Origin of the sequence: Gordonia ajococcus, assembly GCF_012974285.1 — a bacterium.
In the GTDB taxonomy this organism is placed as follows: Bacteria; Actinomycetota; Actinomycetes; order Mycobacteriales; family Mycobacteriaceae; genus Gordonia; species Gordonia amicalis.
Genome location: NZ_CP052884.1, coordinates 4,421,881 through 4,448,503 on the forward strand (window position 1 = coordinate 4,421,881; position 26,623 = coordinate 4,448,503).

General features: G+C 66.4%; 24 protein-coding genes and 2 pseudogenes. 14 read left to right on the forward strand and 12 right to left on the reverse strand.

From position 1 onward, the window contains the following. Window positions 1–64: 64 nt before the first annotated feature. The 8 genes from GAA2_RS19930 (at window position 65) to GAA2_RS19965 (ending at window position 10,209) form a co-directional block, all read left to right on the forward strand. On the forward strand, window positions 65–1,126 hold the full coding sequence (locus GAA2_RS19930; protein WP_024499748.1) for an MBL fold metallo-hydrolase: 1,062 nt from the start codon (window positions 65–67) through the stop codon (window positions 1,124–1,126). An 87-nt stretch (window positions 1,127–1,213) separates the two neighbouring features. After that, a complete protein-coding gene (locus tag GAA2_RS19935; protein ID WP_191834533.1) occupies window positions 1,214–1,645 on the forward strand; it encodes a Fur family transcriptional regulator in 432 nt (143 codons plus the stop codon). A gap of 49 nt (window positions 1,646–1,694) precedes the next feature. Beyond that, window positions 1,695–3,920 (forward strand): catalase/peroxidase HPI, encoded by a 2,226-nt coding sequence (gene katG, locus GAA2_RS19940; RefSeq protein WP_024499746.1) that lies wholly within the window; start codon window positions 1,695–1,697, stop codon window positions 3,918–3,920. A 136-nt stretch (window positions 3,921–4,056) separates the two neighbouring features. After that, a complete protein-coding gene (locus tag GAA2_RS19945; protein WP_024499745.1) occupies window positions 4,057–4,422 on the forward strand; it encodes an ArsR/SmtB family transcription factor in 366 nt (121 codons plus the stop codon). Next, window positions 4,419–6,080, forward strand: a complete 1,662-nt coding sequence (locus GAA2_RS19950) for a SulP family inorganic anion transporter (RefSeq protein ID WP_024499744.1) — start codon at window positions 4,419–4,421, stop codon at window positions 6,078–6,080. Before GAA2_RS19945 ends, GAA2_RS19950 begins: the two co-directional genes overlap by 4 nt. Window positions 6,081–6,301: 221 nt before the next feature. Further along, window positions 6,302–8,542 carry an NADP-dependent isocitrate dehydrogenase gene (locus GAA2_RS19955; protein ID WP_159405819.1) on the forward strand — a complete coding sequence of 747 codons (2,241 nt, stop codon included), beginning with the start codon at window positions 6,302–6,304 and terminating at the stop codon, window positions 8,540–8,542. A gap of 81 nt (window positions 8,543–8,623) precedes the next feature. Beyond that, window positions 8,624–9,355: a DsbA family protein gene (locus GAA2_RS19960; RefSeq protein ID WP_159405818.1), complete on the forward strand. Its 732-nt coding sequence runs from the start codon at window positions 8,624–8,626 to the stop codon at window positions 9,353–9,355. Window positions 9,356–9,408: 53 nt separating this feature from the next. Beyond that, window positions 9,409–10,209 carry an SDR family NAD(P)-dependent oxidoreductase gene (locus GAA2_RS19965; RefSeq protein ID WP_159405817.1) on the forward strand — a complete coding sequence of 267 codons (801 nt, stop codon included), beginning with the start codon at window positions 9,409–9,411 and terminating at the stop codon, window positions 10,207–10,209. A gap of 18 nt (window positions 10,210–10,227) precedes the next feature. Here GAA2_RS19965 and GAA2_RS19970 read toward each other — a convergent pair whose 3' ends face one another. From GAA2_RS19970 to GAA2_RS19985, 4 genes are all read right to left on the reverse strand, one after another. Then, complete coding sequence (locus tag GAA2_RS19970; RefSeq protein WP_024499740.1) at window positions 10,228–10,725, reverse strand: NADPH-dependent FMN reductase; 498 nt, start codon at window positions 10,723–10,725, stop codon at window positions 10,228–10,230. 97 nt (window positions 10,726–10,822) lie between these two features. After that, the gene (locus GAA2_RS19975) at window positions 10,823–11,602 is read right to left on the reverse strand and encodes an MFS transporter (RefSeq protein WP_159405816.1); all 780 of its coding nucleotides are present in this window, start codon (window positions 11,600–11,602) and stop codon (window positions 10,823–10,825) included. A 79-nt stretch (window positions 11,603–11,681) separates the two neighbouring features. Further along, window positions 11,682–12,977, reverse strand: a complete 1,296-nt coding sequence (locus GAA2_RS19980; RefSeq protein ID WP_159405815.1) for an MFS transporter — start codon at window positions 12,975–12,977, stop codon at window positions 11,682–11,684. 253 nt (window positions 12,978–13,230) lie between these two features. Beyond that, entirely contained in the window at window positions 13,231–14,304 is a 1,074-nt protein-coding gene (locus tag GAA2_RS19985) for an ADP-ribosylglycohydrolase family protein (RefSeq protein WP_159405814.1), read from the reverse strand. A gap of 264 nt (window positions 14,305–14,568) precedes the next feature. On the opposite strand from GAA2_RS19985, the pseudogene GAA2_RS19990 reads away from it, so the two are divergent. Then, window positions 14,569–15,823: pseudogene (locus GAA2_RS19990) on the forward strand (DUF222 domain-containing protein). 291 nt (window positions 15,824–16,114) lie between these two features. Further along, the gene (locus GAA2_RS19995) at window positions 16,115–16,432 is read left to right on the forward strand and encodes a hypothetical protein (RefSeq protein ID WP_159405830.1); all 318 of its coding nucleotides are present in this window, start codon (window positions 16,115–16,117) and stop codon (window positions 16,430–16,432) included. A 12-nt stretch (window positions 16,433–16,444) separates the two neighbouring features. Here GAA2_RS19995 and GAA2_RS20000 read toward each other — a convergent pair whose 3' ends face one another. The 7 genes from GAA2_RS20000 to GAA2_RS20030 are packed head-to-tail and all read right to left on the reverse strand — an operon-like array spanning window position 16,445 to window position 22,568. After that, entirely contained in the window at window positions 16,445–17,179 is a 735-nt protein-coding gene (locus GAA2_RS20000; protein WP_006438007.1) for a hypothetical protein, read from the reverse strand. A gap of 31 nt (window positions 17,180–17,210) precedes the next feature. Continuing rightward, complete coding sequence (locus GAA2_RS20005) at window positions 17,211–17,999, reverse strand: MlaD family protein (RefSeq protein ID WP_159405813.1); 789 nt, start codon at window positions 17,997–17,999, stop codon at window positions 17,211–17,213. After that, a complete protein-coding gene (locus GAA2_RS20010) occupies window positions 17,996–19,114 on the reverse strand; it encodes an MlaD family protein (protein ID WP_159405812.1) in 1,119 nt (372 codons plus the stop codon). Before GAA2_RS20010 ends, GAA2_RS20005 begins: the two co-directional genes overlap by 4 nt. Continuing rightward, window positions 19,111–20,217 carry an MCE family protein gene (locus GAA2_RS20015; RefSeq protein ID WP_236577707.1) on the reverse strand — a complete coding sequence of 369 codons (1,107 nt, stop codon included), beginning with the start codon at window positions 20,215–20,217 and terminating at the stop codon, window positions 19,111–19,113. The genes GAA2_RS20010 and GAA2_RS20015 overlap by 4 nt, the downstream gene beginning before the upstream one ends. Beyond that, the gene (locus GAA2_RS20020; RefSeq protein WP_159405811.1) at window positions 20,214–21,233 is read right to left on the reverse strand and encodes an MCE family protein; all 1,020 of its coding nucleotides are present in this window, start codon (window positions 21,231–21,233) and stop codon (window positions 20,214–20,216) included. Before GAA2_RS20020 ends, GAA2_RS20015 begins: the two co-directional genes overlap by 4 nt. A 20-nt stretch (window positions 21,234–21,253) precedes the next feature. Continuing rightward, entirely contained in the window at window positions 21,254–21,571 is a 318-nt protein-coding gene (locus tag GAA2_RS20025; RefSeq protein ID WP_006438013.1) for a hypothetical protein, read from the reverse strand. 25 nt (window positions 21,572–21,596) lie between these two features. Continuing rightward, the gene (locus tag GAA2_RS20030; RefSeq protein ID WP_236577706.1) at window positions 21,597–22,568 is read right to left on the reverse strand and encodes a class I adenylate-forming enzyme family protein; all 972 of its coding nucleotides are present in this window, start codon (window positions 22,566–22,568) and stop codon (window positions 21,597–21,599) included. Window positions 22,569–22,696: 128 nt separating this feature from the next. On the opposite strand from GAA2_RS20030, the gene GAA2_RS20035 reads away from it, so the two are divergent. After that, window positions 22,697–22,855, forward strand: a complete 159-nt coding sequence (locus GAA2_RS20035; protein ID WP_159405810.1) for a hypothetical protein — start codon at window positions 22,697–22,699, stop codon at window positions 22,853–22,855. Window positions 22,856–22,887: 32 nt separating this feature from the next. Here GAA2_RS20035 and GAA2_RS20040 read toward each other — a convergent pair whose 3' ends face one another. Continuing rightward, window positions 22,888–23,694 carry a FadR/GntR family transcriptional regulator gene (locus GAA2_RS20040; protein WP_006438015.1) on the reverse strand — a complete coding sequence of 269 codons (807 nt, stop codon included), beginning with the start codon at window positions 23,692–23,694 and terminating at the stop codon, window positions 22,888–22,890. 162 nt (window positions 23,695–23,856) lie between these two features. On the opposite strand from GAA2_RS20040, the pseudogene GAA2_RS20045 reads away from it, so the two are divergent. The 3 genes and pseudogenes from GAA2_RS20045 to GAA2_RS20055 all read left to right on the forward strand — a co-directional run bounded on the left by GAA2_RS20045 (window position 23,857) and on the right by GAA2_RS20055 (window position 26,603). Beyond that, window positions 23,857–25,340 (forward strand): annotated as a pseudogene (locus tag GAA2_RS20045) (aldehyde dehydrogenase family protein). After that, window positions 25,337–25,525: a ferredoxin gene (locus GAA2_RS20050; RefSeq protein ID WP_006438018.1), complete on the forward strand. Its 189-nt coding sequence runs from the start codon at window positions 25,337–25,339 to the stop codon at window positions 25,523–25,525. Before GAA2_RS20045 ends, GAA2_RS20050 begins: the two are co-directional and overlap by 4 nt. Before the next feature lie 112 nt (window positions 25,526–25,637). Further along, window positions 25,638–26,603 carry a spirocyclase AveC family protein gene (locus tag GAA2_RS20055; protein ID WP_248664830.1) on the forward strand — a complete coding sequence of 322 codons (966 nt, stop codon included), beginning with the start codon at window positions 25,638–25,640 and terminating at the stop codon, window positions 26,601–26,603. The last annotated feature ends 20 nt before the right edge of the window (window positions 26,604–26,623 follow it).

Below are 26,623 nucleotides of genomic sequence, written 5' to 3' on the forward strand. Positions count from 1 at the left end.
CGGACGTTCCGCGGTCGGTACACCTCGACCATCCCTGACGCGTTCGGTCGTAGACTGCCGGTTCATGTGCCGCCGCGTCGTGCTGACCCTGTCCGTGCTGCTTGTGGTCGCGGGTCTCGCCGTGCCCCAAGCCAGTACTGCTCGAGCGGATTCCGCGCTCGTCGCGGCCCGTTCCGCGGTGTTCGGCGCCGACAACGTCGACCAGACCACGGGCGCGGTGCGCGACGACCGCGTTCTCTTCTCCTGGTTCGGCGTCTCGAGCTTCGCGGTCGCCATGGCGGGCAAGGTCTTTCTCACCGACGCCTGGGTGCCCAACGCCTACCGCGGCCACGTCCCGACGACCCGGGCTCAGATCGCCGCGATCAAACCCTCGCACATCCTGATCGGGCACGGGCATTTCGACCACGCGGCCGACGCCGTCGACATCGCCCGCGCCTCCGGTGCGCGCCTCGTCGGCTCGGCGAGCCACTGCGCGTTCTTCCACCGGTCCGCGCCGCGCGTCGCCTGCGACGTGGTGGCTGCCGCCGGTGCCCGTCCGGGTAGCACCCGGCCCTACCGGGGCATTCCCGGGATCGCGGTCACCGCGATGAGCAACATCCATTCGACGCTGAAAGCACCTGAGGGCGAACATCCTCCGCTGCTGCCCATTCCGCCGAGCGACCGCCTGGTCACCAACCCGCCGCACGCGGACGAACTCGGCCGGCTCGCCGGGCACCTCGACGATCCGGAGGGCGGCGCCGTCCTCTATGCGTTCGAGGTCGGTGGACGGCGAATCGTGTGGAACGACTCGGTCGGCCCGGTGAGCCAGGTACCCGGCGGGCGGGCCATCCTCGCGACGCTTCGCGACCTCGGCCCGGTCGACCTCCACGTCGGGTCCATCCAGGGCTTCAACGAGATCACCAACGGCCTGGGCGATCCGCTGCGCTACATCGACGCACTCCGTCCGAAAGTCTTTGTGCCCAACCATCACGACGACTGGTTCCCGGTGATCGCAACCCCCGCCGTCAACCGCGAACGAGCGTTCTTCGACGCGCTGGCAACCATCGACGCCCGGCCCGAGGTGCGCTATCTCCGCGACCCGCAGGACTACCTGCGCCCCGACCGCGTGACGCTCGAGCTGCGCTGATACGCCCAACCCGGTGTTCTCGCGGAGTTTTGATCAGATCCAGAAAAACGCCGTGCAACCGTAGGGAACGTGCCTATGGTGGGTCACGTGGCATCGACATCTGACTATGCCCAGCAACTCCGGGCCGCAGACCTCAGAGTCACCCAACCACGGGTGGCGGTCATGCGTGCCGTCGACGAACACCCCCACACCGACACCGACACCATCTACGGCATCGTCCGACAGATGCTGCCGAATGTGTCCCGTCAAGCCGTCTACGACGTCCTCCGGGCACTGACCGAAACCGGTCTCATCCGGCGGTTCCAGCCGTCGGGTTCGGTGTCGCTCTACGAATTCCGCACCGGCGACAACCATCACCACGTCGTCTGCCGCGCGTGCGGAACCGTGGCGGACGTCGATTGCGCAATCGGCGAGGCACCGTGCCTCACCGCATCCCACGACCACGGTTTCGTTCTCGACGAGGCCGAGGTCATCTACTGGGGACTCTGCCCGGACTGCGTCAGCCCAACCCCGACCTGATCACATCCGTGATCGCAGCCCAACCGGTTCCACCATCGAAAGGAATGTCGTGACCTCCGACAGCCGCCCACCCAATCCCGCCGAAGAGACTCGCAGCACCAGCGAGAGCGAGAATCCGGCCATCCCCTCGCCGGAGCCGAAAGCGCATGCGCCGCTGACCAACAAGGACTGGTGGCCCGAGCAGATCGACCTGTCCAGGCTGCACGCGCATTCTTCGCTGTCCAACCCGCTCGGCGAGGACTTCGACTACAAGAAGGAATTCGCGAAACTCGACGTCGAGGCACTCAAGGCCGACCTCGTCTCGATCATGACCCAGTCACAGGACTGGTGGCCCGCCGACTACGGCCACTACGGAGGCCTGTTCATCCGCATGAGCTGGCACGCGGCCGGCACCTACCGCATCTACGACGGCCGCGGCGGCGGCGGGCAGGGCGCACAGCGCTTCGCCCCGCTGAACAGCTGGCCCGACAACGCAAACCTGGACAAGGCACGTCGTCTGCTGTGGCCGGTGAAGCAGAAGTACGGCACCAAGCTGTCCTGGGCCGACCTGCTGGTCTTCGCCGGCAACGTCGCCCTGGAGTCCATGGGATTCAAGACGTTTGGCTTCGGTTTCGGTCGCGAGGACATCTGGGAGCCCGAAGAGGTGTACTGGGGTCCCGAGGACACGTGGGGCGGCACCGACAAGCGGTACTCCGGTGAGCGTGACCTCGCCAAGCCGCTGGGCGCCACCACGATGGGTCTCATCTACGTCAATCCGGAAGGCCCCGAGGGCAAGCCGGATCCGGTCGCCGCGGCCTACGACATCCAAGAGACCTTCGCCCGGATGGCCATGAACGACGAGGAGACCGCGGCCCTCATCATCGGTGGCCACACCTTCGGCAAGACCCACGGCGCCGGGGACGCGGGCCTCGTCGGTCCCGAGCCCGAGGCTGCACCGATCGAGCAGCAGGGCCTGGGCTGGAAGTCCAGCTACGGCAGCGGCAAGGCAGAGGACGCCATCACCTCCGGCCTCGAGGTGGTCTGGACCAACACGCCGACGCAGTGGGACAACAGCTTCCTCGAGATCCTCTACGGCTACGAGTGGGAGCTGCAGAAGAGCCCCGCCGGTGCGTGGCAGTACGTCGCCAAGGACGGTGCGGGCGCAGGCACCATTCCCGATCCCTTCGGCGGCCCGGGACGCGCGCCCACCATGCTGGTCACCGACGTCTCGATGCGGGAGTCGCCGATCTATGCCGACATCACCCGCCGCTGGCTCGACCATCCCGAGGAGCTCGAGGAGGCCTTCGCCAAGGCCTGGTACAAGCTGCTCCACCGCGACCTCGGTCCGGTCAGCCGCTACCTCGGCCCGTGGGTTCCCGAGCCGCAGATCTGGCAGGACCCGGTGCCCGCCGTTGACCACGAGCTGATCGACGACGCCGACATCGCGTCTCTGAAGGGCAAACTGCTCGAAGCACTTTCGCCGACGCAGCTGATCAAGACCTCGTGGGCGTCGGCGGCCAGCTTCCGCAGCACCGACAAGCGCGGTGGTGCCAACGGCGCACGCATCCGTCTCGAGCCCCAGAAGAACTGGGAGATCAACGAGCCCGGTGAGCTCGCCAAGGTGCTGCCGGTGTACGAGCAGGTCCAGAAGGACTTCAACGACTCGGCGTCCGGCGGCAAGAAGGTGTCCTTGGCGGACCTCATCATCCTCGGCGGTGCCGCCGCGGTGGAAAAGGCCGCGGAGGCAGCGGGATTCCCGGTCACCGTGCCGTTCACACCGGGACGCACCGATGCCTCGCAGGAGAGCACCGACGTCGACTCGTTCGAGGTGCTCGAACCCCGCGCGGACGGTTTCCGCAACTACAGCCGCGGCGGAGAGAAGGCGCCACTGGAGGAGCTGCTCCTCGAGCGCGCTTACATGCTCGATCTCACCGCTCCTGAGTTGACGGTGCTGGTCGGCGGTCTCCGCGTCCTCGACGTCAACCACGGCGGCTCGAAGCACGGCGTGTTCACCGACCGTCCGGGAGTCCTGTCGACCGACTTCTTCCGCAACGTGGTCGACATGGGCTTCGAGTGGAAGTCGGGTTCGGAGGAGAACGCCTACGAGGTCGTCGACCGTGCGTCCGGCGAGACCAAGTGGACGGCGACCACGGCCGACCTGGTGTTCGGCTCGCACTCGCAGCTCCGCGCACTCTCCGAGGTCTATGCCCAGGATGATTCGGCCGAGCGATTCGTCAACGACTTCGTCAAGGCGTGGGTGAAGGTGTCGAACAATGATCGTTTCGATGTGAGCTGATTTCGGCTCGTCGATCGGGAGGCACCCCGCGGACCAGGGCCGCGGGGTGCTTTCGTGTCGGCACGCGCTATAGTATGGATTGAGCAATCCTTCAATCCATCAATCCGTCAACTAGTGCTTTCCCCTGGAGTGACCCGTGCCCGATCCCAGCCCCGAGCAGCCGCTGTACGAGATCAAGGCCAACCTGTTCAAGGCGCTCGCCCACCCGGCGCGCATCCGCGTCCTCGAGATCCTGAGCGCCAACGGTGAACCGACTGCGGTGAGCGAGCTGCTAACGGCGACCGAACTCGAGCCGACGCTGCTGTCCCAGCATCTCGGCGTACTCAAGCGTCACCATGTCGTCACCGGCAACCGCACCGGCAACGCCGTATTCTACGAACTCGCGCACCCGAAGATCTCCGACCTCTTGGTCATCGCCCGGACCTTCTTGATCGACACCCTCGGCGCACAGCGCGAACAGTTCGATGCCATCTCGTCGCTACCACCGGTGACACCCCGATGAGCACCAACGTCCTCACCGGTGTCCTCTCTCGAACGGCCAGATTCGTCCCCCGCCGCAGCGACTACGCGGGGCTCCGACGCAGCTGGCGCGCCGATGTCGTCGCAGGCATCACCGTCGGCGTCGTCGCGCTTCCGTTGGCGCTGGCGTTCGGCATCAGCTCGGGTGTCGGCGCCGCCGCCGGCCTGATCACCGCCGTCGTCGCCGGGCTCGTCGCCGCGATCTTCGGTGGCTCACACGTCCAGGTGTCCGGGCCCACCGGCGCGATGGCCGTCATCCTCGCGCCGATCGTCGCCGAGCATGGTCTGAGCAGCATCGCGGTCGTCACCGTCCTGGCCGGCGTCCTGGTGCTGGTGGCCGGTGTCCTCGGTCTCGGCCGCGCCGTCACCTTCATCCCCTGGCCGGTCATCGAGGGTTTCACCCTCGGCATCGCGGCGATCATCTTCCTGCAGCAGGTGCCGGCCGCGTTCGGCACCGTCGCACCGTCCGGCGCACGCACCCTCAACGCAGCCGTCGACGTCGTCGTGAACGCCGACTGGTCGACCGCCTGGCCCGCGCTGGCCGTCGTCGCGATGGTCGCCGTGATCATGCTCGTGTTACCGCGCATCCACCGCAGCATTCCCGAGTCACTCACCGCCGTCATCGTCGTCACCCTGATCGTCCACTTCACCGGCCTCTTCGACGTCGCCAGCATCGGTGAGCTGCCGTCCTCGCTGCCCGCCCCGTCGATCCCGCACGTAGACCCGGCGATGGTGAAGTCGGTTCTCGGCGCCGCGGTCGCCATCGCGGCCCTCGCCGCGATCGAGTCGCTGCTGTCGGCGCGCGTCGCGGCCACCATGTCGCCGACGGGCCCCTATGACCCCGACCGCGAGCTCGCCGGTCAGGGTCTGGCCTCGGTCGCGTCGGGAATGTTCGGCGGTATGCCGGCGACCGGGGCCATCGCCCGTACCGCGGTCAACGTGCGTTCCGGCGCACGTACACGCGTCGCCGCGATAGTGCACTCACTACTGCTGCTCGGGGTCGTCTACCTGGCGACCGGTCCGGTCTCGGCGATCCCCCTTGCCGCGCTGGCCGGGGTACTGATGGTGACCTCGTTCCGCATGGTGTCCGTCGGTACCGTCCGCGCGATCCTCAAATCCACCCGGTCGGACGCGCTGATCTTCGTCGTCACCGCGATCATCACCGTCACGCTGGACCTCATCGAGGCCGTCCAGATCGGCATCGTCGTGGCCGCGTTCTTCGCCCTGCGCCAGGTGGCGCAACGGTCCAGCGTGACCCGCGAGCCGCTGCCCGGCGACCCTCGACCCGGCGACGAGCGGATCGCGCTGCTCCGCCTCGACGGTGCGATGTTCTTCGGCGCGGCCGAGCGGATCTCGACCACGATCGCCGACCACCCCGACGAATCGGTGTCGGTCGTCATCATCCGGATGTCGCGGCTCGGCATGCTCGACGCGACGGGCGCGCACTCGCTGGCCGAGATCGTCACCGAACTCGAGAACCGCGGGATCACCGTCATCATCAAGGGCGTGCAGCCCGACCACCTCGAACTCCTCGAGGGCGTCGGGGTCTTCGACTCCCTGCGTCATGACAACCACCTCGTCGACACCCTCGACGAGGCCATCGCCCACGCGCGGAGTCACGTCGAACGCGAGAGAATATGAACTACCTGCATCGACGCCGACCCCCCGAGGTATCGCGCCGCCCCGCCTCCGGCGGCATCGAACCACAAGACCCGAGGCCCATGAACGCGAGGCTGATCACAGGGGGCAGAATCGGGGGGTAGTTGTCACACGAGCACACCGCAAGCGTGGTATCGGTGAAGCCTGACTCACAAGGTCGCCGGCGACACCGGTTAATACAGACAGAATCGAGAACATCAGGCATGAGCACCCAAAAGCCGACCATAATCTACACGTTGACCGACGAAGCTCCCATGCTCGCCACCCACGCGTTTCTTCCGGTGGTGCGTACGTTCGCCGGCGCGGCCGGCATCGAAGTCGAAACCAGCGACATCTCGGTCGCGGCGCGAATCCTCGCCGAGTTCTCCGATCTCCTGCCCGAAGACCAGAAGGTTCCGGACAACCTCGGCGAACTGGGCAAGCTCACCCAGGAGCCCGACACCAACATCATCAAGCTGCCCAACATCAGCGCGTCGGTCCCGCAGCTCCACGCCGCCATCAAGGAACTCCAGGAGAAGGGCTACGACCTGCCCGATTTCCCGGGCAGTCCGAAGAACGAGGAAGAGCAGGCGATCCGCGACCGGTACACCAAGTGCCTCGGCAGCGCGGTCAACCCGATCCTGCGTGAGGGCAACTCCGATCGTCGTGCCCCCAAGGCCGTCAAGGAGTACGCGCGCAAGCACCCGCACAGCATGGGCGAGTGGTCGATGGCATCGCGCACCCACGTCGCGCACATGCGCGAAGGCGACTTCTACCACGGCGAGAAGTCGATGACCGTCGACGGCGACCGCAAGGTCAAGATGGAACTCATCCCCGACGACGGCAGCGAGACCCTGGTCCTCAAGCCCGAGATCGAGCTCACCGACGGCGACGTCATCGACAGCATGTTCATGAGCAAGAAGGCGCTCATCAAGTTCTACGAAGAGCAGATCGAGGACGCCTACAAGACCGGCGTCATGTTCTCGCTCCACGTCAAGGCGACGATGATGCGCGTCTCGCACCCGATCGTCTTCGGCCACGCCGTGAAGGTCTTCTACCGCGACGCCTTCGAGAAGCACGGCGACCTGTTCGACGAGCTCGGCGTCAACGTGAACAACGGCCTGTCGGATCTCTACAGCAAGATCGAGTCGCTGCCGAGCGCCCAGCGTGAGGAGATCGTCGACGACCTGCACAAGTGCCACGAGCACCGTCCCGAGCTGGCGATGGTCGACTCGGCCCGCGGAATCACCAACTTCCACTCCCCCAGCGACGTCATCGTCGACGCCTCGATGCCCGCGATGATCCGTGCCGGCGGCAAGATGTACGGCGCCGACGGTCGCCTCAAGGACACCAAGGCGGTCAACCCGGAGTCGACCTTCTCCCGCATCTACCAGGAGATGATCAACTTCTGTAAGACCAACGGGCAGTTCGACCCCACCACGATGGGCACCGTCCCCAACGTCGGCCTGATGGCGCAGAAGGCCGAGGAGTACGGCTCGCACGACAAGACCTTCGAGGTCCCGGTCGGCGGCACCGCCAACATCACCGACATCGAGACCGGTGAGGTCCTGCTGACCCAGACCGTCGAAGAGGGCGACATCTGGCGTCTGTGCGTCGTCAAGGACGCCCCGATCCAGGACTGGATCAAGCTGGCCGTGAACCGCTGCCGCGACTCGGGCATGCCTGTTCTCTTCTGGCTCGACCCGTACCGTCCGCACGAGAACGAGCTGATCAAGAAGGTCCACAAGTACCTTCCCGAGCACGACACCGAGGGTCTGGACATCCAGATCATGTCGCAGGTCCGTGCCATGCGGTACACCCTCGAACGCGTGGTCCGCGGCCTCGACACCATCTCGGCGACCGGCAACATCCTGCGCGACTACCTCACCGATCTCTTCCCCATCCTGGAGCTCGGCACCAGCGCGAAGATGCTGTCGATCGTGCCGCTGATGGCCGGTGGCGGCCTGTACGAGACGGGTGCCGGCGGTTCGGCGCCCAAGCACGTCAAGCAGCTCATCGAGGAGAACCATCTCCGCTGGGATTCGCTGGGTGAGTTCCTGGCCCTCGGGGCCAGCCTCGAGGACGTGGGCAAGAAGTTCGACGACCAGCGCGCGGTGATCCTGGCCAAGGCACTCGATGCGGCGACCGGCAAGCTGCTCGAGAACGACAAGGGTCCGTCGCGCAAGACCGGCGAGCTCGACAACCGCGGCAGCCAGTTCTACCTCGCCCTGTACTGGGCCCAGGAACTGGCCGGTCAGACCGAGGACACCGACCTGGCCAAGCAGTTCGCGCCGCTGGCCGAGACCCTCGCCGAGAACGAGGAGAAGATCGTCGAGGAGCTGAACTCGGCTCAGGGTCAGCAGGTCGACCTCGGCGGCTACTACTACCCGGACTGGGACCGGACCGCTGCGGTGATGCGTCCGAGCAAGACCTTCAACGAGGCTCTCGCTTCCGTCGAGTTCTGATCCACGCGTCACGGATCGAGGCGCCCCGGGTGATCTGATCACCCGGGGCGTTCTTCGTGCTCGACGACTACCGTCGATGTCATGGCCGACGCCGACATCCATTTCTACTTCGATCCCGTGTGTCCGTTCGCCTGGATGACGAGCAAATGGGTGCGAAAGGTCCAGGCGCAGCGCGACTACCGCGTCGACTGGCGGTTCATCTCGCTGCGACTGCTGAACGCGCACATCGACTACGCCGCGCACTTCCCACCCGAGTACGAGGCCGGACACACCGCCGGACTCCGGTTGCTGCGCGTGGCCGCGAGCGTCCGTCGGGAACACGGTCGCGACGCGATCGCTCCGCTCTACACCGCTCTCGGCACACGGATCTTCGAGGAACACACCGGCACCTACACGGTCGACAACACCGACTACCGAGGTACCGTCGGCTTCCTCGATCCGGTACTGGAAGAACTCGGACTTCCCGCCCACCACGTCGACGCGCTGGAGAACACCGACCTCGATGCGGAGATCCAGGCCGAGACCGACGAGGCGCTCGCGCTGACCGGCCGCGACGTCGGGACACCGATCATCCACTTCCGGCCGCCGGAGTGCGTGGCGTTCTTCGGCCCCGTCATCAGTCGCCTGCCGAGTGACGAGGACGCGCTCACGTTGTGGGATCACGTGATCGGGCTGGCGAGTTTCCCCGGTTTCGCCGAACTCAAGCGCAGCCTGCGCGAGAAGCCACAGCTCCGCGCCTTCGGCGTGACCGACGCGGAGGCGGGTGAGCAGGAGGACTGGCACGGCGGCAGCCGCCGGACCCAGAAGGGCTGAGAGTTCCCGGCGGCTTCCCGCATGATTCGAGAGCTTGCGGGTACCCGCTGTGAATGGCACACCCACAAGCACGTCTGGGACTGGTCACCGGCGCATCGAGCGGCATCGGACGCGAACTGGCCGAACGGTTCGTCGACGACGCGTTCGACCTGATCATCTGCGCTGAGGACGCCGGAATCGAAGACGTCGCCGTTCGGCTGCGAAAGCGGGGCCGTGAGGTCACGGCGGTCCGCGCGGATCTTCGCACCGCCGACGGCGTCGAAGCGCTCTACACCGCCGTTCGGAACACCGGGCGGCCCCTCAACTCGGTGGCTCTCAATGCCGGCATCGGGCACGGCGGCGCATTCGTCGACACCGACCTCGCCGAGGACTTGTCGATCATCGATCTCAACGTGCGGTCCACCGTCCACCTCGCCAAGCTCGTACTGCGCGACATGGTCGAGCGTGATTCGGGAAAGTTGCTGATCACGTCGTCGATCGCGTCGATGATGCCGGGTAGTTTCCAGGCCACCTACAACGCGTCGAAGTCGTTTCTGCAGTCCTTCGCGGAGGCGCTGCAGAACGAGCTGAAGGATTCGGCGGTCACCGTCACCTCACTGATGCCCGGTCCCACCGAGACCAACTTCTTCCATCGCGCCGAGATGGACGACACCCGCATCGGCCAAATGTCCAAGGACGATCCGGCCGAGGTCGCCAGACAGGGCTACCACGCGATGATGAGCGGCAAAGCCCGATCCGTGGCGGCGTCGACAAAGACGCGAATCATGGCCGGCGCGAGCATGATCACCCCCGATGCGGTGAAAGCCGCGCTCCATCGCGTTCTCTCCGCGCCGGGGTCCGGTTCCACGAGCTGAACGAGGGGCGCCGTCGGATCAGGCATCGGAAACCTTGGGCTGCAACGCCGATGCCCACCGATCGGTGTAATCGGCGATGCGGGTGTCGGTGGTGTAGGTGGAGTCGATCAGGTAGAGACCGGGCAACGGGCACACGGCGCCGAGTTCCACGAGCACCGGCTTGAGCAGCAGGTCGGGTGCCATGGCGTGCGCCGGACCCGCCCCCAGCATGAGCGGCACCGCGGTGACTCCGCGCAGACCGTCGCCGGTCGCGAACTGGTCGAGGAAGAGCTTCAGAACACCGGTGTAGGTCGACTTGAACGTCGGGCTCGCGACGATGACGAGATCCGACGACGCAACGGTCTCGACGGCCGCCTTGACCTTCTCGTCGCCCCAGCCGAGGAGACCAGGGCCGAGTTCGATGACGTCGACCACATGGTCGGGTGCGGATCCGGTCAGCGCTTCGGCGAGCCGGTTGGCCGCGTCGAGCGTCCGCGAGCCGGGTTTCGGATTGCCTGCGACGACGGTGGTGGTCATGGCGGTGCCTCTCGGTCGGAATGAACCGTGCTGGATGCTATCCGGGCACCGTCGCGGCCGCACCACCCAACGGGGATACCGATCACGCGGGCTGACGTCACGCCGACGCCAGAACCGCACCACCACGACGCCGCACCACGAACACGACGCCCGTCGTGATCACCAGTGCGACGATCGTGCCGATCGCGACTCCGACGACGGCGGTCGTCTCGCCCTGCGCCGTGTCCAGGATTCCGAGGAACGCCCAGACCAGAGTGAGCGGATAGGCGACCAGCACGGAGCCGACCACCGCGGTCACGGCGAGCCCGAACAGGGCGCACAGGATCAGGACCGTCAGCTGCCAGCCGAGGGACTGCGGGTCGGCGAGCTCGGCGCCGATGGCGGCCGCCCAGTTCTGGAAGACCGCGGCTGTGGCCCATGCGGCGTAGACGCCGACCAGGACGCGGGTGAGCACTCGCAACCAGCCGGGTGCCGCGTAGTCGGCAGGGCGCGCCGCGATCCGTGCTGCGTCGAGCAGCACCATCGTCATGACGGTCAGCACGATCGGGGTGATCCACGTCCATTCCGCGGCGGACACCAGAATCCAGATGGCCGCACCGGCGAACGCGATCTCGAGGTCGATGAGCAGGCGACGTGGATCGGCGGTCCCTGTCGATCCCTTCCAGACCACCGCGAGCGCGACGACGAGCGACAGCAGGTAGATCAGGCTCCAGATGGAGAACGTCCAGCCTGCCGGCGTGATGAGCAGATCGGTCGTCGACTCATCGGGTGAGGCACCGATCCCGGAGAACGGCACAACGGGCGCCACCACCTGCGCCACTGCGAGAAACACCGCGAGCCAGGTGATCGGACCGGAGACGCGTGCGACAGATGCCATGGCTCCCACCGTAGGCACAGGTTCGACTCCGACCATGTGGAAGCCGCTGAACTGCAACATCACCGACAGCCGGCAGCGGTCAGGAAGTCGTGTCCGCCGTCTGGCGATCCGCCGCCCGGGTCACGGTCGGCGTCGCCACCCGTGTACGCCGGAGCACCAGCGCGATCGCGATCGCCGAGATGACCGCATAGACCACACCGATCGCGACGGCCCCGCCGATTGTTCCGGCCAGCTGCCCGGCGATGCCGTCGAGTACCACCATCACCCCGGCCCCGCTGTAGGCGAAGGCGGAGAACGTGGCCGCCACCCGGCCCTGCTGGATGGGCGTGAGCCCGACGGTGATGTACGCCAGCGCGACCCGGTAGCCACCGGCTTGGCCGATGCCGCCGATGACGGTACCCAACAGGATCACCTCGAGCCGGCCCACCGCGAGACCTGCGATCGCGATCGACCAGCCAAACGCCAGGAGCAATCCCACCGACGGCAGCGTGGTGATGACGCGGAGACCCACGCCGACGAAGTTCGCCAGCATCGAGACGATCAGGCATGCGCCGCCGACACATTGCGCGACGAGCAACGACTCGCTGATGCCTGTCGCAAGAATCGCATTCGGCATGGCTCCCACCGCGAGCGCGCCGATCGCCCATGCCAGCGCCCCGACGAGGAACGCACCGGGGTCGCGGGACCGGGACGAGTCGACCACCACGTCGAGATCTCCGGTGTGCGCCGAGGGTACGTCCGCGATCTCCTGCTCGCCGACCGGCACCGGATCACGTCCTGGCGCAAGCAGATCCGGGGCCGCCCGGAGTCCCGCGACCAGGAAGCCGAGACAGATCGTCATCGCGACCGCGTGGATGGCGTAGACCGTCACCAGCTGCCAGGGCAGGTACACCGCGATCAGGATCGCGGCGATGAGTCCGGACCCGGCACCGATGAGAGAACCGGTCGCCATGAACGCACGACCCTTCTCGCCGCGGGCCGCCACCATCATCGCCGCCGCCGCACCGGTGCTGAGCGCCACCGACGCGCCTGTCATCAACCGCCCGGGGAACAGCACCAGCGGATACCAGGCGCCGACGATCTCCACCAGGTCGCCGACGATGGCCGTGAGGAACGCGATCGGCAGCACCTTGCGCGTGTGCCGGATGAGCGGGCCGCGTGCGGAGATCAGCAGGATGACGATGAGCGCGACGAAGTAGGTGGCGAACAACACCGCGGCCGCGGCCGGACCGAAACCGTGGCGATCCATGTAGCCGGGCAGCAGCGGCGTCATCGCATTCGAGCCGCAGATCGCGAGGATGAAACCCACACCCGATGCTCCTGCGAGCAAACGGGTTCCGGCGTCACCTGTGCCCGCCGCGACCTTCACTGTCATATGTCGTGCCTCCTCATGCCACCGGTGGCCGTGAAGGCGCCGGACGGCACCACCGGAATCACCGTGCAGGAGTACTCAATAGGACAGCTGTAACCGATCGGGAACCTGATCGTGGCGGCCGTATTGCGCACCTCGGACACGTGAGCACGACGCGCTGACCTGCCCGGATGGCGGACGTCGTGCGAACCACGCCGATTGCCGCCATGCCCTGATCCGGTTGGGAGATCTGGGCGTGCAGTTCCACCGGGATCGGTCAGCCCGTCGGCTGAAGTCCGACGTACTTCTCCGCGACGCCCGGGGCGTCGAGTTCCCAGTCGATGAACTCGTAGAGGTCGACGGCCACCTCGGTGATGACGTCGCGTAGTTCGAGCGGTCCGAGCCACTGCTCACCGATCGCCCCGATGCCGTCACGGGCCCCGAGCAGGTTGCCGGTGATCGCCCCGGTCGAATCCGAGTCGCCGTCGTGATTGACCGCGATCACCACGCCGTGTTCGAAGTCGCGTGCGACGAGCGCGCAGTAGATCGAGATCGCGAGCGCCTCCTCGGCCACCCACCCCTCGCCGAGGCGGGCAATGGCTTCCTCCGGCGCGACGTTCTCGGCAGCGATCTGCTCGGCGAGTTCGACGGCAGCAAGGGTCTCGTCGTGCTCCGGTTTGGTTCGCAGGATGTCCTTCGCGCCGGCGAGCGACTCGTCGAGCGTCGCACCTTCGACGAGGTCGCGAATCATCACCGCGAGTACGCCTCCGCTCAATGCTCCCGACGGATGACCGTGCGTCAGTGCCGCGAGCGAGGTTGCGAGGTCGAAGGTTCCGACCGCCGACCATTCGGCGCGCGATGCGAACAACCCGACGGGGGCGACTCGCATGACGCCGCCGCAGCCCTTGCTGTTGTTGGATGCCGGCGCACCCGGTCGTGTCGTCGCGCGCAGAGCACTCAGGCAAGTGGTGCCGGGTGCGCGCTGATCATGGAGTTCCCGGTGGCTCATCAGCCAGGTGGCTCGTTCGGTCATCGGCAGCACACCGTGACGCGGGTGTTCACCCTGCGTGATGAACCAGCGAAGGTAGGCGCGGGCCGTCGTCGCGGCGAAGCACGAGATGCCGCCGTCGCAGTCCCGCACCCACGCGCGCAGAAGTCCCTCGGCAGTGAACAGCGTCATCTGGGTGTCGTCGGTGATGGTGCCGATCCCGCCGTACGCGGGAGCATAGGAGGTGATCCCGGCCGGACCGAATCGATCGACGATCGCCGCTCGTGACATGAACTCGACCGATCCCCCGAGCGCGTCCCCGACCGCACCCCCGATCAGGCAACCAACAAACTGATCCTTCATCGGTGTCACCTGCACTTTCCACGGTGTTCCAACCATGTTCACATGCAGGGACGACATTCGCACGACGACAGTTCGACGAGGCCTACGCCTCGTCGTGCTGTGAGTGGACCGCTTCGTCGATCACATCGGTCGGGGCAGCCGGTCCGCAGTTCTTGTCAGACCCCCGAGGTAGAACTGAAGACACAGAGAATTGACGACGGAGCAGTAGTCAACGACGGTCCCACCCAACCGCATGTAGGCCTCCACGAGAGAGACGGCTCCGTCATGATCGACACCGCCACGACTTCAATCGACGCAATCCTCGACCACCTCATCGAGATCACCCCACCCACCGACGACCCCACTGGCCGCACGACGTGCGAGCAGCTCAATCTCCTACGCCTGATCCGCAACACCGTCGATCACCAGATCGTCTCCCACACAGCACAACTCGATGAACTACGCGTCGCCGAGAAGGCCGGGTCCACCACCAAGAAGCTGCTGATCGAGATGGGCTTCGCACCCGCGGTCTCCACACGCGCCACCCGCATCGCCGACGCGATGGGCACATTGAGCAAGGCCGAGGCCTACGCGGCCGACGGACGCCTCTCCGCCGAGGTCGTCGACGCCATCGTGCGCGGAATCACGACCATCGAGAGACGTTCCCCCACAGCGCTTTCCGACGAAGACCACGCCATCTACGAAACCGAGCTCGTCACCCAAGCCCTGTCGGGAGCCACACCCCCCGAGATACAGAAGCACGCCCAGATGATCGGCAACACCATCGCCGACACCTCCGACAACGGAATCCCCGCCAGCGACGACCGGACCCTCGACACCCTCTCCCACCACACGACCGAAGACAGTCGCGTCGAGATCCATGCCAACGTGACCCAAGTCGTCGGCGAGAAATTCATCGCCATGATCGACGAACGCGGCGTGCCCCGACCCGAACCCGACGGCTCCCCCCGATCGACGCTCAGCCGCCCAGATCCGAGCCGACGCGCTGGAGGTGCTGTTGGATCAAGCTGCCGTTGGAGCGGCCATGGACACCATTGGCACCCCCAGAACCCAAGTGGCGTTGACCATTCCCGCCACCGGCGACCCCGCCACACTCCCTTGGACGGGCCCGGTCACCCACGTCATCGCCAAACAACTGTCGTGTGACGGTTCCTTGACCGAGATCATCATCGACGGCGAGACCGTGCCCTTGCAGATGGGCCGCGAACGACGACTGTTCCCGGCACACCTGCGCAAGGCGATCATCCTGCGTGACGAGACCTGCATCAAATGCGGTGCGCCGCCATCCCATACCCAGGTCCACCACATCCAACACTGGACCGACGACGGCAACACCGACCTCGACAACGGCTGCCTGCTCTGCCAACGCTGCCACACCCAGGTCCACCACCACGGCTGGGACATCCTCCTCGGCTACGACCGCCACCCCTGGCTCATCCCACCCGCCGACATCGACCCGCAACGCCGCGCCCTACCCGCCCACAACCGACGCACCATGCGACTCGACGACGCCGCCTGACAGACAGCCCGGTTTCGATAGCCCCGTCGCAAGCCACTCACCCCCTCAACCAGCGGGCGGTTCGGTCCGTCGATCCGCACTCGTTCTTTGACAACTCCACAGTGTGAAATCCAAGCTCACCCGGGTCCGCACACCCATCCGTTCCCGCTCGCGCATCCTCGTCGGCGGGAACGGATGGGGCGAGAGGCGGCACGCTCCGCCGTGCCGACGTGCACTATCGCGGCGGGCGAGATGACCAGCCACCACCACTGTTCACTACTCGAACATACGTGCGATAATTCTGACGTGAGCATGAAGTGGATTGGCGGGGACAACGGCCAACCACACCGGCCGGCGTTCGTGCGGGTCGGCCACAAGGCGGTGCTCATCGACCTGGGCGCCCTCTACCCCAACGCACCCCACTTCACCGGCGAATACAACCCCGAAGGCCTGCAGATACGGTCGGTCCACCTGGGCGTGCTCACCGAGTGGGGACGCGACGAGTGGGGCGCCTGGTACGGCAAGGTGACCTACACGATCACTGCCAAGGACCGCCAGGAGAAGGTGACGCACTGGGTGCCGTCCTGGGCGCTGCGCCCGGCCGGGGACCCGCCGAATCCTCGGCGCTGAGTCATCCGAGGATCATGGCAGATCCACCTTGCTCGCCAGCCAGCGACCGTCGACCTTCTCCATGGTCATCAGCACCCGGCTGCGGTCGACGCGCGGTTCCGGGCTCGCGGTGTTGGTGATCGACTGGTCGACGAACAGCATCACCACGACGCGATCGGTCGTCGCCGACTTCACGCCCGCGTCGATGACGACACCCTTGCTGGTGGCTTTGTTGTCGACGAGCATCTGCTTGAGCTGACTGCTCGACCGCGAGTACATGTCCTTGAACTCGCCGGTCGCGCCACCGAGGACCTCGGTGAAGTTCTGGTCGATGCTGCCGGAGTCGATACTGGTCAGCGTGACCGCGTAGTCCTTGGCGGTGGCCACCGCCTGCTGCTCGGCCTGGTCGACCGCATGGTTCTCGTAGAGCTTCCAACCCGCATATCCCCCACCGGCGAGCAGCGCGAGGATCGCGAGGACCGCAACGACCCGGCGCGGCCGCAGGAGACCGGCCAGCCGTCCCGCCCGGATCACGGGACGACGACGCGCCGAAGTCTCCTGCTCGGGGGCCGCGGGTGAATCGACCACATCTGCGTCCCCGACCTCGATCTCGGTGGTCTCCGTGGTCGCGTCGGACGAGACCTCGTCCACCACCGACTCGTTGTGGGATCGCCGCGACCTGCCTCCCCGCACGGGGGACTTCTTCACGACGTCCTTGCCCTTCGGAGTCGTGGTCCCGGTCGTCTTGTTCGTCGTGGCCGCGCTCATGGTCTCGCCTCTCGCCTCGGATACGGGTGGTCTAGTTGTAGTGGATGTCGGGGCCGCCGAACGGCGTCGGAATGGTCTTCGGTCCACGCGGTGTCGGGTCGGTCCGGGCCTGGGGATCGCTCCCCGGTGCCGGCAGGTTGGTGTCGTCGCCGGGCGGCCGTGGCACAGCGCCCGCACCACGAACCAGGAGTTCGGTGTTCTTGCAGTGCGTGTTGATGAACGGCTCCGGGAAATCCGGCCGCGACGCTGCCGCCCGGGGAAGGTCGTAGTCGCAGGGGACGCGCGGGTAGACGTCGACGCTGCCCCACAGGCCACCGTCGCGGAAGGCGGTACCGATCGCGTCGAGTGTCGACCCGGAGCGTTGCGTCGGGAAGAAGAACTCGCGCAATGCCGGGACGCGGAGGAACGGCGCGGAATCGCCGGCCGGCCGGAAGTCGAGGAACTGTTCACCGGCCGGCGACAGGCTCGACACCCTGACTTCTCCGTCGGCCGGGATCCTGATGCCGGCGTCGATGGTGGCGACCACGCGCACCCCCTCGTCGTCGATACGCACCGAATCGACCCGGCCGACCGGGACGCCGCGCAGCGTGACGTCCTGATTCGGCAGCAGCCCACCGGATTGCGCGAGTTCGACCTCGACGCGGATGTTCGATGCGGTCGGATCCCGCTGCAGGGTGTCGAGCAGCAGGTACGCCACTCCGACGACGAGGATCGTCAGAAGTCCCAGCACCGACAACCAGTTCCGACGCCGACGCCCCCATCGCACGGCCGCAACGACGCCTCGGGCTCCGGTCTCCACGAGGTCGGGCCGCGCGCTCATCGCGGCGCTCCCGGTTCGACGTGCTGACGCAATCGCATCAACGTGACCGACAACGATCCGATGAACTGCTGCCAGTCGGTGACGTCCGGCAGTCGCATTCCCGGATCAGCCCGGTGATTCGGGTCGTCGAGGGCGCCGATCGCGAACTGGGAGATCGCGACGTCCGTGTGTCCCGACGTCGCGTCGGTCAGTTTGACGATGGGCCCGAGGATGCGGTTGACCGCGTCGAGGCTGGCTCCCGGTGCCGTGGCAGCTGCGTTGAGCGACGCGGCGATCCGGTTGATGTCGTCCATCATCCCACCGGCGGCGGTCCCCTTCACCGACGGGAACGCGCCGAGTTGCCGGATGATCCGGTCCACCTGCTCGACGGTCGTCAGGATCGATTGCGTGTTGTCGGCCACCGTCCACAGCGCGGGTCCGGCTGCCGCGAGGGCCGAGTCGATGGTCTGCTGCCGTGCAGACACCGTCGACGCCAGCCGGCTCGCGGAACCGAGGACGGCCTCGATCTCCTCGGTCCGTGCCGACAGCGAGGACACCAGGACCGTCGACTGCCTGACGAGCTTGCCGAGTTGGTGCCCGTCGTCGCCGAGCGATTCGCCCAGACCGTTGACGATGTCGGTGAGGTTGCGGATGGCACCGCCGTTGACCAGCATGGCGGCCGTCGACAGCACCTCCTCCACCGTGGCTCCGGCCGACGTGCGGTCCAGCGGGATGACGTCGCCGTCACCGAGGAGGACCGCGCCCGGCTCCGGTTCGGCAGGTGGTTCGAGGGCGACGAACACGTCGCCGAGCGGTGTGGCGGAACGTAGTTCGGCACGGGTTCCCTCCGGAAGGCGGGTCCCGTCGGCGATCCGCATACCGACATCGGCGAGATAATCGTCGACCTCCATCGACTCCACGAATCCCACGTCGGCGCCCAGGAGCCGCACCTTCGCCTTGGCCGGGAGGTTCAGCGCGTTGTCGAACTGCGCTTTCAGCTCGAACCCGTCGCCGCTGGTGCCGGGCGCCGGAAGCGGAAGTTGTCCCAGACCCACCGAACACCCGCTGAGTACGCAGATCAGCACTGTTACGACCGCGGTGACGGCCTGCCGGTGAATTCGCCTCGCCGCGTTCATTTCTGTCCGACCCCCGCCATCGCGGCCAGCATCGCCGTCACTCCGAAATCCGGGCCGAAGTCCTGTGGCTTACCGGTGTTGCACCCGAGGTCCTTCAGGTTCGCGAGATTGCAGACCTCTTTGAGGACCTGCTGGTCGAAGAGAATCCGGTCGGCGAAGGTGTGCACCCGGATCGTGCCGTTGATCTGGTCGATCGCGTTGTAGGCGTTGTTCATCAGCGTCGGCGTCAGGTTCAGGAACTCGGAGAGTTCACGTTGGTAGTCGGCGAGCGTGCGGGTGACGGTGGTCGCGTCGCGGGCCGCGTTCCGTAGCGGAATCCTGTTCTCTTTGAGCAGTTCCGAGGTCTTGGCGAGAATCTGGTTGAGCTTGGCGCCGGTGTCTCCCTCGCCCAGTTGCTGATCCGCGATGACCTGGCTCATCGCCCGCAGGCTGCCGCCGAATTCGCGAATCGTCTTGTCGTTGTTCGCGGCGGCCTCGGTGAGGATGTCGAGGTTGTCCACGAGCTTGACGATCGCCTCCCGGGTGGCGCTCGGGTCGGCTCCGGTGCGCAGGGCCTTCGACAGTTGCCCGAGTGCGTCGCGCAGGGCCGGGCCGTTGCCGTCCAGGGACTCGGAGGTCACCGACAGCATGTCGGCGATCGGTCCCCCGCCCTTTCCGTCCCCGCCGAGCTCACCGGCCAGGTTGTCGGTCATCGTGAGCAGGCGGTCGAACTCGATGGGCGTCCGGGTCCGGTCGAGCGGCAGGAACGCGTCCGCGGCCAGCTTCGGTCCGCCGGAGTAGGCGGGGGTGAGTTCGACGTGGCGGTCGGTGAGCACCGACGACGACACCGCCACCGCCGTCACGTCGACCGGCAGGGTCACCTCCTCGTCGACCTCCATGGTGACGTCGACGACGGTGCCGCGCGGACTGATGTCGGTGATGTGGCCGACCGTGATTCCCAGGACCGACACCTTGTTGCCGTCGTAGAGGCCTGCGGCACTGTCGAACTGTGCGACGATCCGGTGGGAGCCGGACGACGGGTTCCAGATCGCGACGATCGTCGCCGCCACCGCAACCGCGATCGCCGTCACCACCACCAGAGTGCGCATACGTGGTCGTCTCATCGGCAGTCCTCGAAATACTGTGCGCGTCCAACCTGTTCGGCTCGTCCGCTCAGCGCACACATCCATGAGTCGATGAGAAAGCCTGCGGGCCCGGTGAAGTCGATGTAGTTGCCGGCGCCGGTCGCATTGGTGAAGTTGCGCACCGGCAGCGGCAGGGCCTGGAGCGTGTTGCGCAGCAGGTCGTCGTGACGGGCGAGCGCACCCAGCATCCCGTTCAGGTCCTCGATGAGTGCATCGAGCGCCGGCCGGTTCACGACGGTGATGCGATGCAACTGCGCGACGAGAGCCGTGGTGGCGTTGAACATCCCGTGGACGGCGTCCCGGCGTCGGGTCAACTCGACCATCAGGTTCCGTCCTTGGACCATCAGCGATCCGATGTTGGACTCCTGGTTGCGGATGACCGTGGTGACACGTTCGGCACCGGTGATCAGTTCGCCCAGCTGGGTGCGCCGGGTCGCGATGATCTCCGAGAGGGTGTGTGCGGTGGAGATGGCCTCCGGTACAACCTCCGGCGCCCCCTCGAGTTGTGTCGACAGTGTCGTCATGGCGTCGGCGAGCCCACCGGCGTCGACCTGCTCGAAGTTGGTGGTCGCATCCTCGATCGTCTCCTGCAGGTCGTAGGGAACCCGGGTGTTGCGCAATGGAACCCGATCATCTTCCAGTGATCCCGATCCCGCCGGGGTGATCGCGATGTAGCGCGAGCCGAGGATCGTGGTGAGTTTGATCTCCGCCTTGGTCTCGTTGCCTAGCCGGATTCCGCGGTCGATGTTCATCGAGATGATGACCCGATTCCCGTCGAGACGTGATCCCTTGACCTCACCCACCGGCACACCGGCGAGAGTCACCTGATCACCGTTCCGGATCTCACCGGCCTGTGCGAACTCGGCTTCGATGTTCTTCCGGCCGACGTCGATCGCACTGATCCCGACGACGAGGACGAGGACGCCCACGCCGCCGAGGCCCAGGTAGAGCGAGTTCCATTCGGCGATCGGCTTCCGGGGCGATCGATCGGTCATTCGGCGGGTCCCTGACGTTTTCATGGCTGACAGATCGGCGAGTACTTCGGCTTCCCGCCAGGCGTGGCCGCGGCGACGATGGCCGGTGCCAGCGGGGTGAGGAACGGAACGAAGTCGGCGGGATTGAGGTCACACACGTAGGCGCTGAGGAAGCTGCCCTCCTGGCTGACGCGGGCCATCCCCTTCAGGAGCAGTGGGACGTTGGCGCCCAGGTACTCGAATTCGGACTTCTTCTCGGCGAAGTGGGCGAGGAAGCCCGGCTGTCGGGTGAGGAAGGCGTCGAAGGACGGTGCGGTGTCGGAGGCGATCTCCGCGAGGCGTCCACCGACTTCTGTCATGACGTCGGCGGTTCCGACGAGGTCCTCAGAGGTAACCCTCGTCGTCGACCCAGGCCTGGTCGTTGGTGGGGAACCAGCCCTCGTCGTCGAGAACCGAGCCCTTCCCCAGGTAGGAACCCGACACCTGTGCACCGCGGACGAACAGCGAGCCGGTCTCGCCCGGACCGACGGGTTTCCCGTCGGCATCGCGGATCTCGATCTCCATGCCCGGTATGGGGCGCCCCACGCTCTCGAGCCGCCGTCGGATGCGCGGGTCGTCAGAGGCGATGGCCCGGGCATCATCGTCCGGACCCAGCAGTGCGAGTGTCGAACTCGTCTCGGTGAGTCCGTACGCGTTGCAGAAGCCGGCGTCGGGGAACGCGCGCATCGCACGTTCGAGAACCGGAAGCGGTAGTCGCGCACCGCCGTAGGAGATCAATCGCAGTGCCGGCGCCTCCGCGACCTCGCCACCGAGAGCGTCGACGACACGGGCGAGCATGGTCGGAACCACGGTCGCCGATGAAATCGACTCTCGTGCAACCAGGTCCAGCCAATCGCCGGCATCGAAGTCGGGAAGGTGCACGACTCGACGGCCGCCGTAGAAGTTGGTGAGCGTGGCCCCGACCGCCGCCACATGGTACGGCGGCACGGTGATGAGGGCCGCCTCTTCTTCTCCGGCGCCGGCGAAGTCGACGGTCGCGAACCCGTGGGCCTGGAGGTTCTCGTGCCGCAGCGGTACGACCTTGGGTTTCGACGTGGTACCGCTCGTGTGGAGCAGGACCGCGGGCGCGTCGTCGGGAACATCGATGGGCGGCATCGGTTCCGCCGCTCGCGCCGCAGCCAGGAAGTCGTCGAGGCCGACCACCTGGTCCCGCCCGGCGACCCGGTCACGGTATCGCTCCTCGACGACGATCAGAGGATGGTCGAAGTCGTCGACGAGATCGCCGAGCACCTCGTCGCCCAGACGGTAGTTGACCGGGACGAAGGGCACGCCGGCCATCGCCGCGGCGAAGAACACCTGCGGATATCCGGGGCCGTTGCGGCCGAGATAGATGACTTCCGAGGGCGGACGCCCGACAGCGCCATCGGAGGGGAAGACCCGGAGATGACCGCCGCACCGCCACGGGCGGTGGCGACCACGTCGCCATGGGTGAGACCCGAGGCACGGTCGCCGAGCGCGACTCGATCACCGAGCCCGGATTCCACCATGTCCAGAAGAAGGCCGACACCCATGTTTCCGCCAATCCACGTGAGCTCACGAATGGTGCGCAGCGTCGAGCAGCGCACACCGCTCATCGTCGATGATTAAGTGTAATCAGTTCACCGTTTTGCGTCCCTCAGTTGAAGAGGTCGACCACGGATTCCGTCGCGAACCGACCCCACAGCATCTTCTTGGCAGCCGTCTTCATATGCCGGCGCCAGTGAGCCTCGGCCGCTTCGGCGTCGCGGGCCTCGACCAGCGTGATGAGCTTGCGGAATGCCCGGATCGTCTTCTTGAACTGCGCGGCGACCTCGCCGGTGTCCGTGGATCGGGATACGACACGCGACATGTGCGTCGCGACCACGTCGGCGAGAACCTGACCGATGAGTCCGATCGCCTGGTTGCCCGCGCGCTCCAGGATCAGATCGTGGAAGCGGAACGCGGTCCGCGACCACTGGTCGAGGTCGGCGGCATCGGCCCCGGCGTCGACCAGGTCCGCGAGTTCGTCGATCACCACGACGAGAGCCTTGAGGTCGTCGTCGGTCCGGCGTGCGGCGAGCATCCGAACCGCGGCCGGCTCGAGGACCATCCGGGCCTCGTACAGATCGGAGAGCGTGGTGTTCTGGATCTGCAGCAGCAGCCCGATATAGCGGGCGGCAACGGACACATCGGGCGAAACCACCTGCACGCCACCGCGCGAGCCGCGGCGGACGACGATGAGCGATTCGTTCTCCAAGATGCGGAATGCTTCTCGTAGCGTGGGCCGCGAGACATCGAACCGTTGTCCCAGCACGGTTTCCGGCGGCAACATGTCACCCGGCTTCAGCACCCCGCGCACGATCTGACCGCGCAGCTGTTGAGCGATGAGTTCAGCGGTCTTGGGGACCTGAATCCGCTTGGGCAATCCGTTCTCGTCGAACGAGCTGTTGGCCAATTCCCACACCTTCCGGAAGCCGGCGACTGCCGAGCGGGATTCAGCCTAGCACCCGGCCGAATAACACCCCGGTTTTGACCAAACCGACATGAAGATGATCACACCCATTGTACGGTTCAATCATCTAACTCATCTAGTGATCCTGCGGGACGCAGGGGAGGTACCCACAGCATGTCGGATGCATCAACCCAGAGCACACGTACCGGGCAGCTCTTCATCAACGGCAAATGGGTCGACGGCCGCGGCGCCGAGACGATCACCGTGATCAACCCCGCGACCGAGGCGGTGATCGGGACGGTGCCGCAGGCAACTGTCGCCGACGTCGAGGACGCGGTCGGCGCCGCACGAGCTGCGTTCGACGAGGGCCCGTGGCCGCGGATGTCCGTGCGCGAGCGAGGCGCGGTGTTGCGCCGGATGGCCGAGGGTTTCGCCGACCGCCGCGCCGAGCTGGTGGACCTCTCCGTCGCCGAAGCGGGATCCACCCGTGCGCTGGCGGAGTTCCTGCAGGTCGGCACCCCGATCGACCACTTCTTCGACCTCGTCGACCGCATACTCCCCGGCTTCGAGTTCGAGACCCCGCTGCCGCCGATGATCGGCAACGGCATCGGTCAGGGTGTGGTGGTCCGCGAGCCCTTCGGTGTCGCCGCCCAGATCACGCCGTTCAACTTCCCGCTGTTCCTGAACCTCTGCAAGGTCGCGCCGGCACTGGCCGCGGGCTGCACGGTTGTTCTCAAATGCTCGCCGTACACGCCGTTCGAGGCCCTCGTGGTCGGCGAGATCGCCGAGGCCGCGGGACTGCCGCCGGGCGTCCTGAACATCATCACCGGCGACGTCGAGGCGGGCGAAGCGCTGACCACCCATCCCGGCGTCGACATCATCAGCTTCACCGGCAGTGACACGGTGGGCACGAAAGTGTATGGGCAGGGGGCACAGTCGCTGAAGAAGGTGGTGCTCGAGCTCGGCGGCAAGTCGGCGAACATCCTCCTCGAGGACACCGATCTGGACAAGGTGATGCAGAGCGTGCTCGGGGGCTTCCTCACCCATGCCGGACAGGGATGCGCACTGATGACCCGCATCCTCGTGCACGAATCGCTGCACGACGAGCTCGTCGGCCGCGTCAAGATGGCGCTCGACTACGTCCCGGTGGGCGATCCGGCCGATCCCAACGTGGTGATGGGTCCGCTCATCCGTGAGGCCCAGCGCCCCCGGGTGGAGGAACTGATCCGGGTCGGCCAGCAGGAAGGCGCCCAGATCGCCTACGGCGGTGGACGACCCGCCGGACTCGACAAGGGGTTCTTCGTCGAGCCCACCCTCTTCGTGGGTGTGGACAACGGTATGAAGATCGCCCAGAGCGAGATCTTCGGCCCCGTCGGTGTGGTCACCCCTTCTCCTTCGATGCCGAGGCCGTCCGGATCGCCAACGACAGTCCGTACGGACTCTCCGGCGGCGTCTGGTCGGCCGACCCCGTACGCGCACACGGCATTGCCCGCCAACTCCGCACCGGCATGGTCGTCGTCAACGGCGGCGGAGGCGGATTGATGCCCGACGGACCGTTCGGCGGCTACAAGCACAGCGGCATCGGCCGCGAGTTCGGCGCGCATGGACTGTCGGAGTACTTGCAGCACAAGACGATTCAGTGGGCAGCCGGTCGATGAGGGTCGTCGTCGACCAGGACAGGTGCGGCGGTCACGGTCGTTGCATCGCCGTCGCACCCGATCTCTTCGACCTCGACGACGACGGAGTGAGTTTCCCGATCACCGAAGAGATCGGGACCGATCAGGAAGCAGCGGCCAAGGAGGCCATCGCCAACTGTCCGCAGAGCGCGATCCGCATCGAATGAGACCGTTACCGGTCATCGGGAGGACTGAACAAGCAATGTCGAGTTCACTTGGGGAGAAACCCGATTCGGGTGCGGTCGGGCAGACCTCACCGGATGACCGGTCGCCGCACCGGTGGCCAAGGAGTCGCCGCCGATCGTGTGGCTCGCCCGGCTGGGGGCGGTCTTCGTCGCCATCCAGGCCTACGTCTACATCCGGTGGATCTTCTCCGACTCCTTCACCCCCATTCCGACCGGCCCCGACGATGTACCGACCCACACGCTGGTCATCATCCGGGCGTCGGAGGTCATCTGCGTCGTCGGCGTGATCGCCTCGATCATCTGGCTGGTGCGCCGGACACGACGCGACGGACAGTTCCCCACCATCGGCGTCTTCATGATGGGCTGGCTGCTCACCTGCTGGCAGGACGTCGGCGTCAACGCGGTGGTACCCGTCTTCTCCTACAACTCGGCCTTCCTCAACATGGGCACATGGGGCGAGTTCGTTCCGGGTTGGGTCAGCAAGGGACCCGAGACCCCCGCCCCGATCCTGTACGAGCTGGCCGACTACATGCTCTTCCTCCCGCTGGCCGTCGTCGGCATCGACAAGGCCGTGAAGGCCGCGCGAGCACGCTGGCCGCGGCTCAACAAGGCCGGCATCATCGCGGCCCTGCTGCTGATCTTCCTCGTGCTGGACACCATGAGCGAGCAGATCCTGCAGCGCCAGGGGCTGTGGTCGTACCTGCGGGTGAACGAGACCTGGTCCATCTTCACCGGCACGCTCAACCAGTTCCCGCTGTACGAGGGCATCGTCTTCGGTTCGGTCGTCATGGTGGCGTCGATGTGCTTCTACCTGTTCCGCCGCGACGGCGACCGGCTGATCACCGACGCCGGCATCGAACGGCTCAAGATCACCCGCGGCGTCGCCGTCGTGCGCATCCTCGCGTTCTCGGCGGTGATGAACGTGATCCTCGCGGTCTTCTTCCTCGGCTTCAACCTGGTCAACATGCACGCCGACGTCGCGCCCACCGATGTACCGAGCTACCTGCACCAGAACATGTGCGGACTGGCCGAGAACCCGCCCTGTCCGCACCTCGAGTAGCCGAACGCCGAATCACGGGA

Bases quoted from the DNA above. Each gene is read 5' to 3' on its own strand.
- GAA2_RS19970 (WP_024499740.1), bottom strand. From the start codon at position 10,725: ATGACCACCACCGTCGTCGCAGGCAATCCGAAACCCGGCTCGCGGACG.
- GAA2_RS19975 (WP_159405816.1), bottom strand. From the start codon at position 11,602: ATGGCATCTGTCGCACGCGTCTCCGGTCCGATCACCTGGCTCGCGGTG.
- GAA2_RS19960 (WP_159405818.1), top strand. From the start codon at position 8,624: ATGGCCGACGCCGACATCCATTTCTACTTCGATCCCGTGTGTCCGTTC.
- GAA2_RS19950 (WP_024499744.1), top strand. From the start codon at position 4,419: ATGAGCACCAACGTCCTCACCGGTGTCCTCTCTCGAACGGCCAGATTC.
- GAA2_RS19995 (WP_159405830.1), top strand. From the start codon at position 16,115: ATGAAGTGGATTGGCGGGGACAACGGCCAACCACACCGGCCGGCGTTC.
- GAA2_RS20000 (WP_006438007.1), bottom strand. From the start codon at position 17,179: ATGAGCGCGGCCACGACGAACAAGACGACCGGGACCACGACTCCGAAG.
- GAA2_RS20020 (WP_159405811.1), bottom strand. From the start codon at position 21,233: ATGACCGATCGATCGCCCCGGAAGCCGATCGCCGAATGGAACTCGCTC.
- GAA2_RS19965 (WP_159405817.1), top strand. From the start codon at position 9,409: ATGGCACACCCACAAGCACGTCTGGGACTGGTCACCGGCGCATCGAGC.
- GAA2_RS20050 (WP_006438018.1), top strand. From the start codon at position 25,337: ATGAGGGTCGTCGTCGACCAGGACAGGTGCGGCGGTCACGGTCGTTGC.
- GAA2_RS19955 (WP_159405819.1), top strand. From the start codon at position 6,302: ATGAGCACCCAAAAGCCGACCATAATCTACACGTTGACCGACGAAGCT.
- GAA2_RS20010 (WP_159405812.1), bottom strand. From the start codon at position 19,114: ATGAACGCGGCGAGGCGAATTCACCGGCAGGCCGTCACCGCGGTCGTA.
- GAA2_RS19930 (WP_024499748.1), top strand. From the start codon at position 65: ATGTGCCGCCGCGTCGTGCTGACCCTGTCCGTGCTGCTTGTGGTCGCG.
- GAA2_RS20005 (WP_159405813.1), bottom strand. From the start codon at position 17,999: ATGAGCGCGCGGCCCGACCTCGTGGAGACCGGAGCCCGAGGCGTCGTT.
- GAA2_RS20025 (WP_006438013.1), bottom strand. From the start codon at position 21,571: ATGACAGAAGTCGGTGGACGCCTCGCGGAGATCGCCTCCGACACCGCA.
- GAA2_RS19980 (WP_159405815.1), bottom strand. From the start codon at position 12,977: ATGACAGTGAAGGTCGCGGCGGGCACAGGTGACGCCGGAACCCGTTTG.
- GAA2_RS20035 (WP_159405810.1), top strand. From the start codon at position 22,697: ATGGGTGAGACCCGAGGCACGGTCGCCGAGCGCGACTCGATCACCGAG.
- GAA2_RS20015 (WP_236577707.1), bottom strand. From the start codon at position 20,217: ATGAGACGACCACGTATGCGCACTCTGGTGGTGGTGACGGCGATCGCG.
- GAA2_RS19985 (WP_159405814.1), bottom strand. From the start codon at position 14,304: ATGAAGGATCAGTTTGTTGGTTGCCTGATCGGGGGTGCGGTCGGGGAC.